The 14,709-nt window shown below is 68.3% G+C and carries 14 protein-coding genes and 2 pseudogenes; 13 read left to right on the forward strand and 3 right to left on the reverse strand.

The annotated features are described in order from the left end of the window. The 10 genes and pseudogenes from AC3WLF_RS31085 to AC3WLF_RS31130 form a co-directional block, all read left to right on the forward strand. A pseudogene (locus AC3WLF_RS31085) lies at positions 1–486 on the forward strand (DNA polymerase III subunit gamma/tau); the annotation flags it as partial. A gap of 69 nt (positions 487–555) precedes the next feature. Continuing rightward, entirely contained in the window at positions 556–888 is a 333-nt protein-coding gene (locus tag AC3WLF_RS31090) for a YbaB/EbfC family nucleoid-associated protein (RefSeq protein ID WP_010814258.1), read from the forward strand. Positions 889–896: 8 nt separating this feature from the next. Beyond that, a complete protein-coding gene (gene recR / locus AC3WLF_RS31095) occupies positions 897–1,511 on the forward strand; it encodes a recombination mediator RecR (protein WP_010814257.1) in 615 nt (204 codons plus the stop codon). 76 nt (positions 1,512–1,587) lie between these two features. Continuing rightward, on the forward strand, positions 1,588–2,493 hold the full coding sequence (locus tag AC3WLF_RS31100) for a LysR family transcriptional regulator (RefSeq protein WP_010814256.1): 906 nt from the start codon (positions 1,588–1,590) through the stop codon (positions 2,491–2,493). Positions 2,494–2,670: 177 nt separating this feature from the next. Then, a complete protein-coding gene (locus AC3WLF_RS31105) occupies positions 2,671–3,867 on the forward strand; it encodes a CaiB/BaiF CoA transferase family protein (protein ID WP_492359300.1) in 1,197 nt (398 codons plus the stop codon). After that, the gene (locus tag AC3WLF_RS31110) at positions 3,864–4,832 is read left to right on the forward strand and encodes a hydroxymethylglutaryl-CoA lyase (protein ID WP_492320628.1); all 969 of its coding nucleotides are present in this window, start codon (positions 3,864–3,866) and stop codon (positions 4,830–4,832) included. Before AC3WLF_RS31105 ends, AC3WLF_RS31110 begins: the two co-directional genes overlap by 4 nt. A gap of 48 nt (positions 4,833–4,880) precedes the next feature. Then, positions 4,881–5,897 (forward strand): Bug family tripartite tricarboxylate transporter substrate binding protein, encoded by a 1,017-nt coding sequence (locus tag AC3WLF_RS31115; protein WP_492320629.1) that lies wholly within the window; start codon positions 4,881–4,883, stop codon positions 5,895–5,897. Between the two features lie 180 nt (positions 5,898–6,077). Continuing rightward, a complete protein-coding gene (locus AC3WLF_RS31120) occupies positions 6,078–7,121 on the forward strand; it encodes an ABC transporter substrate-binding protein (protein WP_010814252.1) in 1,044 nt (347 codons plus the stop codon). Between the two features lie 133 nt (positions 7,122–7,254). Further along, positions 7,255–8,067, forward strand: a complete 813-nt coding sequence (locus tag AC3WLF_RS31125; RefSeq protein ID WP_010814251.1) for an ABC transporter ATP-binding protein — start codon at positions 7,255–7,257, stop codon at positions 8,065–8,067. Between the two features lie 30 nt (positions 8,068–8,097). Then, entirely contained in the window at positions 8,098–8,889 is a 792-nt protein-coding gene (locus tag AC3WLF_RS31130) for an ABC transporter permease (protein WP_492320630.1), read from the forward strand. A gap of 78 nt (positions 8,890–8,967) precedes the next feature. On the opposite strand, the gene AC3WLF_RS31135 is transcribed toward AC3WLF_RS31130, so the two are convergent. Next, positions 8,968–10,386: a sensor histidine kinase gene (locus AC3WLF_RS31135; RefSeq protein ID WP_492319874.1), complete on the reverse strand. Its 1,419-nt coding sequence runs from the start codon at positions 10,384–10,386 to the stop codon at positions 8,968–8,970. Next, entirely contained in the window at positions 10,383–11,057 is a 675-nt protein-coding gene (locus AC3WLF_RS31140) for a response regulator (RefSeq protein WP_010814248.1), read from the reverse strand. The genes AC3WLF_RS31135 and AC3WLF_RS31140 overlap by 4 nt, the downstream gene beginning before the upstream one ends. Before the next feature lie 221 nt (positions 11,058–11,278). Between AC3WLF_RS31140 and AC3WLF_RS31145 the strand changes: the two genes are divergently transcribed. Continuing rightward, positions 11,279–12,337, forward strand: a complete 1,059-nt coding sequence (locus tag AC3WLF_RS31145) for a porin (RefSeq protein WP_492319876.1) — start codon at positions 11,279–11,281, stop codon at positions 12,335–12,337. 196 nt (positions 12,338–12,533) lie between these two features. On the opposite strand, the gene AC3WLF_RS31150 is transcribed toward AC3WLF_RS31145, so the two are convergent. Beyond that, on the reverse strand, positions 12,534–13,508 hold the full coding sequence (locus AC3WLF_RS31150; protein ID WP_010814246.1) for an NADPH:quinone oxidoreductase family protein: 975 nt from the start codon (positions 13,506–13,508) through the stop codon (positions 12,534–12,536). 207 nt (positions 13,509–13,715) lie between these two features. Between AC3WLF_RS31150 and surE the strand changes: the two genes are divergently transcribed. Both surE and AC3WLF_RS31160 read left to right on the forward strand, forming a co-directional pair. Continuing rightward, positions 13,716–14,468 carry a 5'/3'-nucleotidase SurE gene (surE, locus tag AC3WLF_RS31155; protein ID WP_010814245.1) on the forward strand — a complete coding sequence of 251 codons (753 nt, stop codon included), beginning with the start codon at positions 13,716–13,718 and terminating at the stop codon, positions 14,466–14,468. 28 nt (positions 14,469–14,496) lie between these two features. Further along, a pseudogene (locus AC3WLF_RS31160) lies at positions 14,497–14,709 on the forward strand (protein-L-isoaspartate(D-aspartate) O-methyltransferase); the annotation flags it as partial.

Here is a 14,709-nt window from a genome sequence, read left to right on the forward strand (position 1 = left end):
GAGCCGGCGCGCGAGGCCGCTCCGGTGCAGCCAGCCGCGGCGCCGGCAGAATCCGCCAAGTTCGTCGCTCCGCGCCCGCCAGCAGCGGGCGAGGATGGCACCCCGCCGGCCTTCACCGGCGCATGGCCGGTGCTGGCCGCCGGCCTGCCCTTGAAGGGCCTGGCCCAGCAGCTGGCCTACCAGAGCGAACTGACCCAGGTGGTCGGACGTACCTTCCACCTGCGCATCCCGGTCGCGGCCCTGGGCGAGAACGGCGTGTCCGAGCGGCTGCAGCAGGCGCTGTGCGACCACTTCGGCGAGCCGGTGCGCGTGGTCTGCGAGGTGGGCGGGGTTTCCATCACCGCGGCGGCCGCCGATGCCGAGGCGCGTGCCGAGCGCCAGCGCCAGGCCGAGGCCGTGATCGAGGCCGATCCCTTTGTCCAGGGCCTGCTGCGCGATTTTGGTGGCCAGATCGTGCCGGGCTCGATCCAGCCGCGCGCCGCCTGATCCGCGGCCTGCGTTTGCTTTACCGAATCACTTCACCGAATTTCTTACCGAATCCAGGAGCATTCCATCATGATGAAAGGTCAACTCGCCGGGCTGATGAAGCAAGCCCAGCAGATGCAGGAAAACATGAAGAAGATGCAGGAGCAGCTGGCCCAGATCGAGGTCGAGGGCCAGTCCGGCGCCGGTCTCGTCAAGGTGGTCATGACCTGCAAGAACGACGTCAAGCGCGTCACCATCGACCCCAGCCTGCTGGCCGAGGGCGAAGACAAGGACCTGCTGGAAGACCTGGTCGCCGCGGCCTTCAATGACGCCGTGCGCAAGGCCGAAGCCACCTCGCAGGAAAAAATGGGCTCGATGACCTCGGGCCTGCCGCTGCCCCCGGGCTTCAAGCTGCCGTTCTGAACGCCACTGTGAAGGCATCGTCCCCGACCTCGCTGCAGGCACTGGTCGAAGCGCTGCGGGTGCTGCCCGGCGTCGGGCCCAAGTCCGCCCAGCGCATGGCCTACCACCTGCTGCAGCACGACCGCGAGGGCGCGCGCAAGCTGGGCGATGCATTGCGCGGCGCGGCGGACCATATCCGCCATTGCCAGCGCTGCAATACCTTCACCGAGCAGGAGATCTGCGAGACCTGCCTGGACGACCGCCGCGACGCCTCGGTGCTGTGCGTGGTGGAAACCCCGGCCGACCAGGTCATGATCGAGCAGACCCTGACCTACCGCGGCAAGTACTTCGTGCTGATGGGCCGGCTCTCGCCGCTGGATGGCATCGGCCCGCGCGAGATCCATCTTGACCGGCTGCTCGCGCGCGCCACCGAGCCCGAGCTGGGCGGCCCGGTCGGCGAGGTCATCGTCGCCACCAACTTCACCAGCGAAGGCGAGGCCACCGCGCACTACATCGGCGAAATGCTCAAGGCACGCGGCCTCAAGGTTTCGCGCCTGGCGCGCGGCGTGCCGGTGGGCGGCGAGCTGGAGTACGTCGATGCCGGCACCATCGCGCGTGCGGTGATGGACCGCCGCAACCTCTGAGCACGATCGCGCGGGTCCGGTTGCCCGCGCGCCGGTCACCGCGTTCTTCCGCCTTCTTCAGCTGCCTGCCTCTCCCATGAACCTGGCCCGCTTCGATCTCGTCACGCTTGGCTTGTTCGTCGCCGTGGCCCGGCAGGGCAGCATCTCGGCCGGCGCGCGCCAGTCGCACCTGGCCGTGGCCGCCGCCAGCAAGCGCATCTCCGACCTGGAAACCGCGGTCGGCGCGCCGCTGTTCTTCCGCCATGCCGCCGGCGTGCAGCTGACCGAGGCCGGCCAGGCCTGCTTCCACCATGCGCTGACCATCCTGCAGGACGTCGAACGCATGGCCGGCGTGATGTCGGACTACGCCTCGGGCGTGCGCGGGCAGGTGCGGGTGTGCGCCAACACCTCGGCGATCACGCAGTTCCTGCCGGACGACCTGGCGTCGTTCATGCAGCGTCATCCCACCATCCGCATCGAGCTGGAAGAGCAGAACAGCCGCGATATCGTCGCCGCGCTGGTCGAGAACCGCGCCGACGTCGGCATCTTTGCCGACCGCACCCCCGCGGCCGGGCTGATGACGATCGAGTACCGGCAGGACGAGCTGGTCATCATCACGCCGCCCAACCATCCGCTGGCCGCGCGCGGCCCGGTGCACTATGCCGATACGCTGGAGTTCGACTTCGTCAGCCTGCCGCAGGAAACCTCGCTGGCCGCGCGCCTGCTCGAGGAGAGCAGCCGGCTCGACCGGCCGTTCCGGCTGCGCATCCAGGTGCGCAGCTTCGATGCCATGTGCCGCATGGTGATGGCCGGCCTGGGCGTGGGCGTGCTGCCGCGCATCGCTGCCGAGCCGCACGTCAAGTCGATGGGGCTGTCGCTGGTGTCGCTGCAGGACGCCTGGGCGCGCCGCTCGCTGCTGATCGGGCTGCGCGACCCGGCCGGGCTGACGGTCTCGGCCCGTCTGCTGATCACCCACCTGTGCGGGGACCGGGCGCCGTTCTGACGCGCCCGCGCTGAGGCGCCTTCGCAGCCTTTCGCGTTCCGAGAAAGCCCGCTTCTCCGATTGCCGATTCCTGGCGGGCCCCGTGCTGGGGCACACTCCGTTCGAACGCAATGTATGACAAGCCAGTCATTGGGCTTGCCGCACTGCAACAAAATACCGCATCGCACGGAGACACCCATGGCGCAACAGATCCTCGAGGGCATTCGCGTCCTCGAACTCGGACAACTCATCGCCGGCCCCTTTGCCGCCAAGACCCTGGCCGACTTTGGCGCCCACATCATCAAGGTGGAGCCGCCGGGGCAGGGCGACCCGCTGCGCAAATGGCGCATGCTGCATGAAGGCACCTCGGTCTGGTGGGAGGCTCAGTCGCGCAACAAGGAGTCGATCTGCATCGACCTGCGCCAGCCGGAAGGCCAGGCGCTGGTGCGCAAGCTGGCCGCCGAGGCCGACGTGCTGATCGAGAACTTCCGCCCCGGCACCATGGAGAAGTGGGGCCTGGGCTGGGACGTGCTGCATGCCGACAACCCGCGCCTGGTCATGCTGCGCGTGTCGGGCTACGGCCAGACCGGCCCGAAGAAGGATGAGCCCGGCTTTGCCGCCGTGGCCGAAGCCATGGCCGGCCTGCGCCACCTGACCGGCGAGCCCGGCCGCGCGCCGGTGCGCGCCGGCCTGTCGCTGGGCGACACCATCGCCGGCCTGCACGGCGCCATGGGCGTGCTGCTGGCGCTGTACCAGCGCGACGCGCGCGGCGGCGAAGGCCAGGTCATCGACGTGGCGCTGTACGAGTCGCTGTTCAACCTGAGCGAAAGCCTGCTGCCGGAATACTCGGCCTTCGGTGCGGTGCGCCAGCCCGCCGGCGGCGCGCTGCCGGGGATCGCGCCGTCCAATGCCTATCCCTGCGCCAGCGGTGAATACGTGCTGGTGGCGGCCAATGGCGACGCCATCTTCAAGCGCATGATGCTGGCCATCGGCCGGCCCGACCTGGCCGACGATCCGTCGCTGGCACAGAACGATGGCCGCGTGAAGCGCGTCGACGAAATCGATGCCGCCATCGCGGACTGGACCCGCACGCAGACGGTGGACTCGGCGCTGGCGGTGCTGCGCGACGCGCAGGTGCCGTCTGGCCGCATCTATACCGTCAAGGACATTGCCGAAGACCCGCACTACCGCGCCCGCGGCGTGATCGAGTCGGTGACGTCGGCCGGCGGGCTCACGGTGGAAGTGCCGGGCGTAGTGCCCAAGCTGTCGGCCAGCCCGGGGGAAATCCATGACCGCGCGCCGACGCTGGGCGAGCATACCGATGCAGTGCTGAAGCAGGCAGGCTTCGATGACGCCGCCATCGCCGACCTGCGCGCGCGCAAGGTGATCGCATGAGCGCCGCCGCCAACCTGCGCGGCCCGGCACGCGTCGAGATCAATGAAGTCGCGCCGCGCGACGGCCTGCAGATCGAGCCGGTGGTGGTGCCGACCGACGCCAAGGTCGCCTTCCTCGACGCGCTGTCGGCCTGCGGCTTTGCCCGCATCGAAGCCACCTCTTTCACCTCGGCCCGCGCCATCCCGGCGCTGGCCGACGCCGAGGCGCTGATGCACCGCATGCAGCGCCACCCGGGCGTGCGCTACACCGCGCTGGTGCCCAACCTGCGCGGGCTGGAGCGCGCGCTGTCGTGCCGGCCGGATGAGGTCAACCTGGTGATGTCGGCCAGCGAGACCCACAACCGCGCCAACCTGCGCATGACGCGCGAGCAGTCGCAAGCGCAATTGCTGGCGATGATCGAGGCTGCGCGCGAAGCCGGAGTGCCGGTCAACATTTCGCTGTCGACCGTGTTCGGCTGTCCCTTCGAGGGCGAGGTCGACAGCGCCGCGGTGATGGCACTGGCCACCCGCTTCGCCGAGGCCGGCGCGGACGGCATCACGCTGTGCGACACCACCGGCATGGCCTACCCGAACCAGGTCGCGGCGCTGTGCGAGGCCTTCCAGGCCTCACTGCCCGATACCGGCCTGACCATCCACCTGCACAACACCCGCGGCATGGGCGTGGCCAATGCCCTGGCTGCCTGGCAGACCGGCGTGACGCGCTTCGACGCGGCCGCCGGCGGCCTGGGCGGCTGCCCGTACGCCCCCGGTGCCAGCGGCAACGTCAGCACCGAAGACCTGGTCCACATGTTCGACTGCATGGGCGTCGAGACCGGCGTCGACCTGGGCGCGCTGCTCGACGTGGTGGCCGGCATGCCGGCGCTGGTCGGGCGCGACCTCCACAGCCAGCTGCTGAGCGCCGGCCCGCGCCTGCGCACGCACCAGCCGCCGGCCTGGATGGCGGAGCATTTCGCCGGGCAGGCATAGCCGGCACCCAGACAAGAACAACACATCCAACAGATAACGGAGACCCTCATGAAGCAAGCCCTTCAACGCAAGTCCGCCATGCCCGCACGGCGCAAGGCCGTAGCCGCCACGCTGGCGGCACTCGGTGCGGCATGGTTCGCGCCCGTCGCCCTGGCGCAGGATGGTACCTATCCCGCCCGGCCGGTGACGCTGGTGGTATCGGCCGCGGCTGGTGGCACCACCGACATCGCGGCGCGCATGATTGCGGAACCGCTGTCCAAGGCGCTCGGCCAGCCGGTGGTGGTGGACAACCGTCCCGGCGGCAACGGCAGCATCGCCGCGCAACTGGTGGCGCGGGCCAAGCCGGACGGCTACACGCTGATGCTGCAGTACTCGGGCTTCCACGTGATCACGCCGCTGCTGGTCAAGAACCTGTCGTGGGACCCGGTCAAGGACTTTGCGCCGGTGGCCAACATCCTGTCGGCGCCGCAGGTGCTGGTGGTGCGCCCGAGCCTGCCGGTCAAGTCGCTGAAGGAGCTGGTGGCGTACGCCAAGGCCAATCCGGACAAGCTCAACTACGCCTCGTCGGGCAACGGCTCGCTGCAGCACGTATCGACCGAGCTGCTGAACCAGATGGCCGGCACGAAGATCACGCACGTGCCCTACAAGGGCACCGGCCCGGCCATGACCGACCTGCTGGGCGGCTCGGTGGACCTGACCATCACCACGCCGCCGCCGCTGATGGCCCATATCGCCGCCGGCAAGCTGCGCCCGCTGGTGGTGACCAGCAAGACCCGCCTGCCCAGCCTGAAGGACGTGCCGTCGGCGCCCGAGGCCGGCTACCCCGACCTGGACGTGTCGTCGTGGTTTGCGATGTACGCACCGGCCGGCACGCCCAAGCCGGTGATCGACAAGCTGACTGGCGAAATCGACAAGATCATGCGCACCGAAGCCTTCCGCAAGAAGGCCGAGGACCTGGGCGCCGAGGCCAAGTACATGAGCCCGCAGCAGCTGGGGCAGTACCAGAAGGCGGAACTGGCGCGCTGGGGCAAGGTGATCAAGTCCGCCGACATCCACGCGGAATGATGGCGCGGGCTGCGGCAAGGTGATCGAAAGGTAAGGGCGTTATGCTGGCGGGTTTGCTAGGTGTTGATACCGATGCGGTGCATCGCACCGTCCGGTAGCATCGCAATTTGCCGCACCGCGGCGCGCCCCCTTCGAGCGCATGTCGCCGCAGCGCCAGTCCACACGGGTAGGAGATCTCGCATGTATAACAAGAAATTCTGGAAGCAATTCCTGATCGCGCTGGCGCTGTTCCTGGCCGGCTGGTTCACCTTCGGCCAGGCGCAGGCACAGGGCAAGCCCGAGAAGACCAAGGTCACCATCGCGGTGGGCGGCAAGAACCTGTTCTATTACCTGCCGCTGACCATTGCCGAGCGCCTCGGCTACTTCAAGGAAGAAGGGCTGGACGTCGAGATCGTCGACTTCGCCGGCGGTGCCAAGGCGCTGCAGGCCGTGGTGGGCGGCAGCGCCGACGTGGTCTCGGGCGCCTACGAGCACACCATCAACCTGCAGGCCAAGGGCCAGCGCTACCAGGAATTCGTGCTGCAGGGCCGCGCCCCGCAGATCGTGCTGGTGGTGTCGAACAAGACCATGCCCAACTTCAAGTCGATCGCCGACCTGAAGGGCAAGAAGATCGGCGTGACCGCGCCGGGCTCGTCGACCAACATGATGGCCAACTTCGTGCTGGCCAAGTCCGGGCTGAAGCCTTCGGACGTGTCGTTCATCGGCGTGGGCGCCAGCGCCGGCGCGGTGGCCGCGATGCGCTCGGGCCAGATCGATGCGATGGCCAACCTGGACCCGGTGATCTCGATGCTGACGCAGAAGAACGAAGTGCGCATCGCCTCCGACACCCGCACGCTCAAGGACACCCAGGCCGTGTTCGGCGGCAATATGCCGTCGGGTTGCCTGTATGCGTCGCAGGCGTTTATCCAGCAGAACCCCAACACTACGCAGGCGCTGACCAATGCCATGGTGCGCGCGCTCAAGTGGCTGCAGAAGGCGGGCCCGTCGGACATCGTCAAGACCGTGCCGGAAAGCTACCTGCTGGGTGACCGCGCGCTGTACCTGGCCGCGTGGGAAAAGGTCAAGGAAGCGATCTCGCCGGACGGCACCATGCCGGCCGACGGCCCGCGCACCGCGTTCAATGCGCTGAGCCAGTTCGACGCCGAGCTCAAGGGCAAGCCGGTCAAGCTGGAAGAGACCTACACCAACGCCTTCGTGCAGAAGGCCAACGCCAAGTACAAGTAAGACCCTCGCCGTCGATGCCATCGGCCCGCTGCCCGCAGCGGGCCTTTGCTTTGAAACCTTGACGGCCAATCCATCATCACCCGCCCGCGCCGCGCCCCCCGGCGCCGCCACGGCGGGACCGAGACGGTTCATCATGAGCACTCCCGCACTTTCCCTCGACAAGGTTACCTGCACCTTTGTCTCGCGCGATGACCGCAGCCAGCGCTATACCGCGGTCCAGGACGTCACGCTGTCGATCCAGCCCGGCGAATTCGTCTCCGTGGTCGGCCCCACCGGTTGCGGCAAGTCCACGCTGCTCAACGTCGGCGCCGGCCTGCTGGAACCCTCCAGCGGCGAGATTCGCGTGTTCGGCGAGCCCCTGCGCGGCATCAACCGCCGCGCCGGCTATATGTTCCAGACCGAGGCGCTGATGCCCTGGCGCAGCGCCCTGGACAACGTCGTCGCCGGCCTGGAGTTCCGCGGCGTGGCGCGCGCCGAGGCCGTGCAGCAGGGCGAGGAATGGCTGCGCCGCGTGGGCCTGGGCGGCTTTGGCGACCGCTATCCGCACCAGCTCTCGGGGGGCATGCGCAAGCGTGTCGCGCTGGCGCAGACGCTGGTGCTGGACCCGGACATCATCCTGATGGACGAACCGTTCTCGGCGCTGGATATCCAGACCCGCCAGCTGATGGAGAACGAGGTGCTGGAGCTGTGGGCCGCCAAGCGCAAGGCCGTGCTCTTCATCACCCACGACCTGGACGAGGCCATTGCCATGAGCGACCGTGTCGTGGTGCTGTCGGCCGGCCCCGGCACGCACCCGATCGGCGAGTTCGAGATCGACCTGCCGCGCCCGCGCGACGTGGCCGAGATCCGCAACCATCCGCGTTTTGTCGAACTGCACGCCGCGATCTGGGACGTGCTGCGCGAGGAAGTGCTCAAGGGCTACGCCCAGCAGCGCAAGGTGGCCTGAGCCCTCCAACCTAACAAGACCTGAATCCCGATGGCATTCCGTACTGATTCCAAGGGCATGCTGCGCGTCTGGCAGCTGCTCGTCCTGGTGGTGATCCTCGGCGTGTGGCATATGGCCACGCGCTCGCAGCAGGTTGCCTTTTTCTTCGGCGAACCGCTGATGGTGGCGCAGCGCATCTGGAGCTGGTTTATCGTCGAGCGCGATATCTACCTGCACCTGGGCGTGACGCTGATCGAAACCGTGCTGGCCTTCGGCATCGGCACGGTGGCGGGGCTGGGCGTGGGCCTGTGGCTGGCGCTGAGCCCGATGACCTCGGCCATCCTCGACCCCTACGTCAAGGCCATGAACTCGATGCCGCGCGTGATCCTGGCGCCGATCTTCGCGGTCTGGTTCGGCCTGGGCATCTGGTCGAAGGTGGCGCTGGCGGTGACGCTGGTGTTCTTCATCGTCTTCTTCAACGTCTACCAGGGCGTCAAGGAAGTGAGCCCGGTGGTGCTGGCCAACGCGCGCATGCTGGGCGCCAACCAGAAGCAGCTGCTGCGCCATGTCTACCTGCCCAGCGCCACCAGCTGGGTGTTCTCGTCGCTGCATACCTCGGTGGGCCTGGCCTTCGTGGGCGCGGTGGTGGGCGAATACCTGGGCTCGGCGCGCGGCGTTGGCTACCTGATCCTGCAGGCCGAAGGCACCTTCGACATCAATACCGTGTTTGCCGGCATCGTGGTGCTGACGGCGTTTGCGCTGGTGCTGGACTGGATGGTTGGCATGGGTGAGAAGCGGCTGATGAAGTGGCAGCCGCAGAGCGGGGAGACGGAGAAGCTTTGATGCAAACCTGCCGGCAAGCGCTGCTGGCCGGCGGTTTGCTCCCCTCTCCCGCTTGCGGGAGAGGGAGCACCCAAGCGGTCAAGAGCAAATCTCGGGTTTGTGGTCGGCAGCGCTGAAGTTTACCGACACCGTCAGCCCGCCTCCGGGCGTATCCGCAAGCTCGACCGCTGCACCATGCAGCCGCGCGATCTCGCGCACGATCGACAGCCCCAGCCCGGTCCCTTCCACGGACTGTCCGCTCTCGCCGCGATAGAAGCGCCGGAACACCGCATCGCGCTCTGCCGGCGCAATGCCGGGGCCGTTGTCGATCACCTGCAGCCGCGGCACGCCGCCGTGCAGCGCCACGCGCACCGTGACCACCGCACCACGCCCCGCATAGCGGATCGCGTTGTCGATCAGGTTGCCCGTCAGCTCCTGCAGCAGCTCGGCCTGCCCGGAGACCTCCACCGGCCCTAACTGCTCGAAGCCCAGGTCGACCTCGCTGCCACGCGCCACCGGCGCCCAGTCCAGTGCCACGCCTTGCGCCAGCGCATCGAGCCGCAGCGGCCTGAGCGTGGGCATATAGCCCGCATCAGGCTCCAGCCGCGACAGCGACAGCAGCTGCTGCACACCCTTGGAGGCATGGCGCACGGTGCCGTGCAGCAGCCGCATATGCTCGCGCACGCGTTCGCCGTCGCGCTCGCGCAGCGCCAGCTCGGACTGCGCCTGGATGATCGCCAGCGGCGTCTTGAGCTGGTGCGCGGCATCGGCAAAGAAGCGCTTGCGCGCCTGCACCATGCCGTGGAGCCGGTCCATGTACTGGTTCAGCGCCTGCACCAGCGGCTTCATCTCGGCGGGCAGGTCCTTCTGCTCGATCGGGTCGAGCTGCGTGCCGCGCCGTGCCACTGTGTCGGAGAGCCGGTTCAGCGGCCGCAGGCCGCGCCGCACGCCGAGCCAGACGATGCCCAGCGCCAGCGTCACCAGCATCAGCTCTTGCAGCAGCGAGCCGATCAGGATGTCGCGCGCCAGCAGCTGGCGCGGCTCGATGGTTTCGCCCACCAGCACCCACACCAGGCGCGTGCGCGCCGAGCCCACGTCATGCACCGGCAGCGCCTGGGCCGCCATGCGCACCGGGTGCTCGCGGAAGACAGTGTCGTAGAACTCGGTGCGGTACAGCCGCAGCGGCGCCTCGGCCGGCATCGGCAGGTCGTCGTAGCCGGTCACGGTGGCGCCGTCCTCGTCGCGGATGCGGTAGAAGATGCGCGGGCCGGCCTGGTCGTCGAAGAGTTCCAGCGCCAGGTTTGGCACGTCGACCTGGAGCCGCCCCTCGCGCAGGCGGATGCCTTCGCGCATTGCGCGCAGCGACGCCTCCAGCGTGCGGTCGAAAGCGATATGCGCGGCCGACATGGCGCGCTCATAGGTCAGCCACGCATCGAAGGCGAGCAGGGCCATCAGCGGCAACAGCAGCCATAGCGACAGCTGCAGGCGCAGGCTGGGCGCCTGTCGTGGGAGCCTCATGCCGCCGGCCGCGCTTCGAGCAGGTAGCCCAGCCCGCGCAGTGTGACGATGGCCACGCCGCTGCCGTCGAGCTTCTTGCGCAGCCGGTGCACGTAGATCTCGATCGCATCCGGGTTGACCGATTCGTCGATGCCGAAGATCTTCTCCGACAGCGCCGCCTTGTTCACCGCGCGCCCATCGCGCAGCAGCAGCACCTCCAGCACGGCGCGTTCGCGCCCGGTCAGCGGCAGCAGCTCGCCGTGCAGCAGGACCGCACGGCTGACGCTGTCGTAGTGCAGCGGGCCGCAGGCGATCTGCGTGCTCTCATGCCCGTGGGCACGGCGGATCAGCGCGCGGGCGCGCGCTTCCAGTTCGGACAGGTCGAAGGGCTTGGCCAGGTAGTCGTCGGCGCCCAGGTCCAGGCCGCGCACGCGGTCTTCGACCGAGCCGTGCGCGGTCAGGATCAGCACCGGCAGCGGGTTGCGGCGCTGGCGCAGGCGGCGCAGCACTTCCAGGCCATCCAGTCCGGGCAGGCCCAGGTCCAGGATCAGCAGTGCGTAGTCCTGCGTGCTGAGCAGGTTGTCGGCGCTGCGGCCGTCGTGCATGCAGTCGACCGTGAAGCCGGCCTGGCCCAGGGCCTGGCTCAGGGAATTGGCCAGCATCACATTGTCTTCGGCAAGCAGGATACGCATGGGGCAGGGCAGTCAGGCGGCAATACGGAAAACCGGCCGGAACGGCCGAGGCCAGACAGATACAGGGAAGTGCGCCGGCTTAGAAGCTAGGGGAAACCCCCAATCCCGCAGCGGCGCCGTGCCCGCGAAAAGCCCGCATTCCGAAAGCGAACTGAAAGTGCGCGTCCCCTACCATCCGGCCGGCTAACGATTCACACAACAAGCACAAGCAAGGAGATAGCATGAAGCGTACGGCAATGGCATTCGCAGCGATGGGTCTGGCTGCGGCCGGGTCGGCATCCGCCCAATCGAGCGTGACCATGTATGGCCTGGTGGACGCCGGCATCGAATTTGTCAGCCACGCGGGCCCGGACGGCTCGGCGGTCAAGCTGACCTCGGGCGGCAAGAACACCTCGCGCTGGGGCATCCGCGGCAGCGAGGACCTGGGCGGCGGCCTGAAGGCGATCTTCGCCCTGGAAAGCGGCATTGCCATCGATACCGGCAGGCTGGACACCGACAACACGCTGTTCGACCGCCGTGCCACGGTGGGCCTGGCAAGCCGCTACGGCCAGGTGGTGCTGGGCCGCACCTTCACCACGACCTACGACTTCATGCTGCCGTTCGACCCGATGGGCTACGCGCCGGCCTATTCGTGGGCCACCTCGTCGACCGCCACCGGCGGCCGCAAGGACGGCCTGTTCTCGCGCGCCTCGAACGCGGTCCGCTACGACGGCAGCTTCGGCGGCCTGAAGCTGGGCGCGACCGTGGCCATGGGCGAAGTGGCGGGGGACTTCAAGAGCTCCTCCAAATACGCGCTGGGGGTGGGCTACAGCGCCGGCAAGTTTGCCGCGGCCGCCACCTGGGACCGCCAGAACGGCGCCGGCAGCAGCACCACGCCGGCCGACAGCACCGACTACATCCAGGGCATCCATGCCGGCGCCAGCTATGACTTCGGCGGCCTGAAGCTGTTTGCCGGCTACCGCAACTACAAGCGCACCTTCACCACCGGCGCGGCGACGGACCGCAGCGACATGTACTGGGGCGGCGCCAGCTATGACTTCACGCCGGCCTTCACGCTGTACGGCGCGGTCTACAAGCAGAACATCAAGGGCGGCAACAACGCCGACCCGATCCTGTTCTCACTGCGCGGCCAGTACGCGCTGTCCAAGCGCACGCTGGCCTACCTGTCGGTGGGCTATGCCGATGCGCGCAACGGGCAGAACGTCAGCGTCTCGCGCGACCTGATCGGGTTCGCCAACAACCAGACCGGCGTCATGGCCGGCCTGCAGCACCGCTTCTGAGGAAGGGGCGGCCTGAATGGCCGGAATGGCCTCATCGGCCTGTTGGGAACTGCCCGCCGCCTGGCGCATGGGTGTGCGCCATCGAGGGCGGCTGGCAGCTTGAGGCGCGTTGCCTCAGCCGGGCGCAGGGCGTAGCCGCACGCCTTGCGCCCTTCTTTTACCGGCGGGCAGGGCGCGCCGCCGGCGTGCGTGCCGCTCAGGGCACGATCACGATCTTGCCGGTGACCTTGCGCGCTTCCATGTCCTTGAGCGCCTGCGGAGCCTGCTCCAGCGGATAGCGCGCCGAGATATGCGGGCGGATCTTGCCTTCCTTCATCCAGCCCAGCATCTGCGCCATATTGGCCTGGTTGGCCTTGGGCTCGCGCCGCACGAAGTCGCCCCAGAACACGCCCACCAGCGAGGCGCCCTTGAGCAGCGCCAGGTTCAGCGGCAGCTTGGGGATCTCGCCGTTGGCAAAACCCACCACCAGGTAGCGGCCACGCCAGCCGATCGAACGGAAGGCCGGTTCGGCATAGATGCCGCCCACCGGGTCGTAGATCACGTCCGGACCCTTGCCGTCGGTCAGCGCCTTGATGCGTTCGCGCAGGTCCTCGGTGCTGTAGTTGATCAGCGCGTCGGCGCCGTGTTCCTTGCACACCGCCAGCTTCTCGTCGGTCGAGGCGGCGGCGATCACACGCGCGCCGATGGCCTTGCCGATCTCGATCGCCGCCAGGCCCACGCCGCCGGCCGCGCCCAGCACCAGCATGGTCTGGCCGGCCTTCAGCTCGCCCCGGTCGATGACCGCGTGGTGCGAGGTGCCGTAGGTCAGCGTGAACGCCGCCGCGGTCTCGAAATCGATGCCGGGTGGCATCGGCACCACCGACGCCGCCGGCGCCTTGGCCTGGCTGGCGAACGCGCCGTTGCCCAGGTAGGCGATCACCTTGTCGCCGGGCTTGACGTGGGTGACGCCTTCGCCGACCGCATTGACCACGCCGGCCAGCTCCGAGCCCGGGCTGAACGGCAGGGCAGGCTTGGCCTGGTATTTGTTCTGGATGATGAGCACATCCGGGAAGTTGACGGCGGCCGCCTTGACGTCGATGACCACTTCGCCCTTGGCCGGTACCAGGTCGGGCAGGGTTTCGATGGTCAGCGAATCGGGCGGGCCCCAGGCTTTGCACAGTACGGCTTTCATCTTGTCTCCGGTGATGTTGGTGGCATTTCACGCCAGTCAAGCTTATGCGGGCGGGCAGGGCAAGTGTAGCGTAGAAATAGCACGGTCGTTCTGTTCCATGTCCAAGCTATGGAGGTGGTTATTTGCGGCCTGCATACAGCGCCAGAAACGTGCTTTCAGGGCGGCGCACGGGCCGCTTGCGCGCGCGCGCTCAGGTACAATCGCGCCATGCATATCCTTCTCGCCAACGACGACGGTTATCTCGCGCCGGGACTGGCCGTTTTGCATGCCGCGCTCGCGCCGCTGGGCCGGATCACGGTCATCGCGCCGGAGCAGAACCATAGCGGTGCCTCCAACTCCCTGACCCTGCAGCGGCCGCTGTCGATCTACGAAGCGCGCGAAGGCGTGCAAAAAGGTTTTCGCTTCGTCAACGGAACGCCGACCGACTGCGTGCATATCGCGCTGACGGGCCTGCTGGAAGAGAAACCCGACCTGGTGGTGTCCGGCATCAACCAGGGACAGAACATGGGCGAAGACGTGCTGTACTCCGGCACCGTCGCCGCCGCCATCGAGGGCTACCTGCTGGGCATTCCGTCGGTCGCCTTCTCGCAGGTGGACAAGGGCTGGGAGCACCTGGACGCCGCGGCACGCGTTGCGCGCACCGTGGTGGAGCGCATCATCGGCACGCCGCCGGCCGAGCCGTTCCTGCTCAACGTCAATATCCCGAACCTGCCGTTCGAACATATCAAGGGCTACCGCGCCACGCGCCTGGGCAAGCGCCATCCGTCGCAGCCGGTGATCACGCAGGTCAATCCGCGCGGCGACACCAACTACTGGATCGGCCCGGCGGGCGATGCGCGCGATGCCAGCGAGGGTACCGATTTCCATGCAGCTGCGGCGGGCTATGTCTCGCTCACGCCGTTGCAGCTCGACCTGACGCACCGCGGGCAGCTCGACGCGCTCGACCAGTGGTTGAAGTAGGCCACCGATCCGCAGTGTCGCGCCCCCGATGAGCACCACGCCCCCTCGCAGCAAGTTTCCGCTGCCGCTCGATGCGGTAGTCGAGCGCAAGCCCGCACCGGCCCGCACCGCCGGCATGCCTGCCGTGGGCACGCCGCGGCCGGCCGCGCCCACACCCGCGCCAGCCAAGCCGGCCAAGCCGCGCCTGCCGCGCACCGCCGCACCGGCGCCCGCGCCGGTGCCTGCAAGCGCGGTCGAGCAA

The sequence above is a fragment of the Cupriavidus sp. FW306-01-F10A genome (genome assembly GCF_058782785.1).

What these genes read in the sequence shown, in the direction of transcription:
- AC3WLF_RS31090 (WP_010814258.1), top strand. Translation starts at nt 556, where the DNA reads ATGATGAAAGGTCAACTCGCCGGGCTGATGAAGCAAGCCCAGCAGATG.
- AC3WLF_RS31100 (WP_010814256.1), top strand. Translation starts at nt 1,588, where the DNA reads ATGAACCTGGCCCGCTTCGATCTCGTCACGCTTGGCTTGTTCGTCGCC.
- AC3WLF_RS31105 (WP_492359300.1), top strand. Translation starts at nt 2,671, where the DNA reads ATGGCGCAACAGATCCTCGAGGGCATTCGCGTCCTCGAACTCGGACAA.
- AC3WLF_RS31110 (WP_492320628.1), top strand. Translation starts at nt 3,864, where the DNA reads ATGAGCGCCGCCGCCAACCTGCGCGGCCCGGCACGCGTCGAGATCAAT.
- AC3WLF_RS31115 (WP_492320629.1), top strand. Translation starts at nt 4,881, where the DNA reads ATGAAGCAAGCCCTTCAACGCAAGTCCGCCATGCCCGCACGGCGCAAG.
- AC3WLF_RS31120 (WP_010814252.1), top strand. Translation starts at nt 6,078, where the DNA reads ATGTATAACAAGAAATTCTGGAAGCAATTCCTGATCGCGCTGGCGCTG.
- AC3WLF_RS31125 (WP_010814251.1), top strand. Translation starts at nt 7,255, where the DNA reads ATGAGCACTCCCGCACTTTCCCTCGACAAGGTTACCTGCACCTTTGTC.
- AC3WLF_RS31130 (WP_492320630.1), top strand. Translation starts at nt 8,098, where the DNA reads ATGGCATTCCGTACTGATTCCAAGGGCATGCTGCGCGTCTGGCAGCTG.
- AC3WLF_RS31135 (WP_492319874.1), bottom strand. Translation starts at nt 10,386, where the DNA reads ATGAGGCTCCCACGACAGGCGCCCAGCCTGCGCCTGCAGCTGTCGCTA.
- AC3WLF_RS31140 (WP_010814248.1), bottom strand. Translation starts at nt 11,057, where the DNA reads ATGCGTATCCTGCTTGCCGAAGACAATGTGATGCTGGCCAATTCCCTG.
- AC3WLF_RS31145 (WP_492319876.1), top strand. Translation starts at nt 11,279, where the DNA reads ATGAAGCGTACGGCAATGGCATTCGCAGCGATGGGTCTGGCTGCGGCC.
- AC3WLF_RS31150 (WP_010814246.1), bottom strand. Translation starts at nt 13,508, where the DNA reads ATGAAAGCCGTACTGTGCAAAGCCTGGGGCCCGCCCGATTCGCTGACC.
- surE (WP_010814245.1), top strand. Translation starts at nt 13,716, where the DNA reads ATGCATATCCTTCTCGCCAACGACGACGGTTATCTCGCGCCGGGACTG.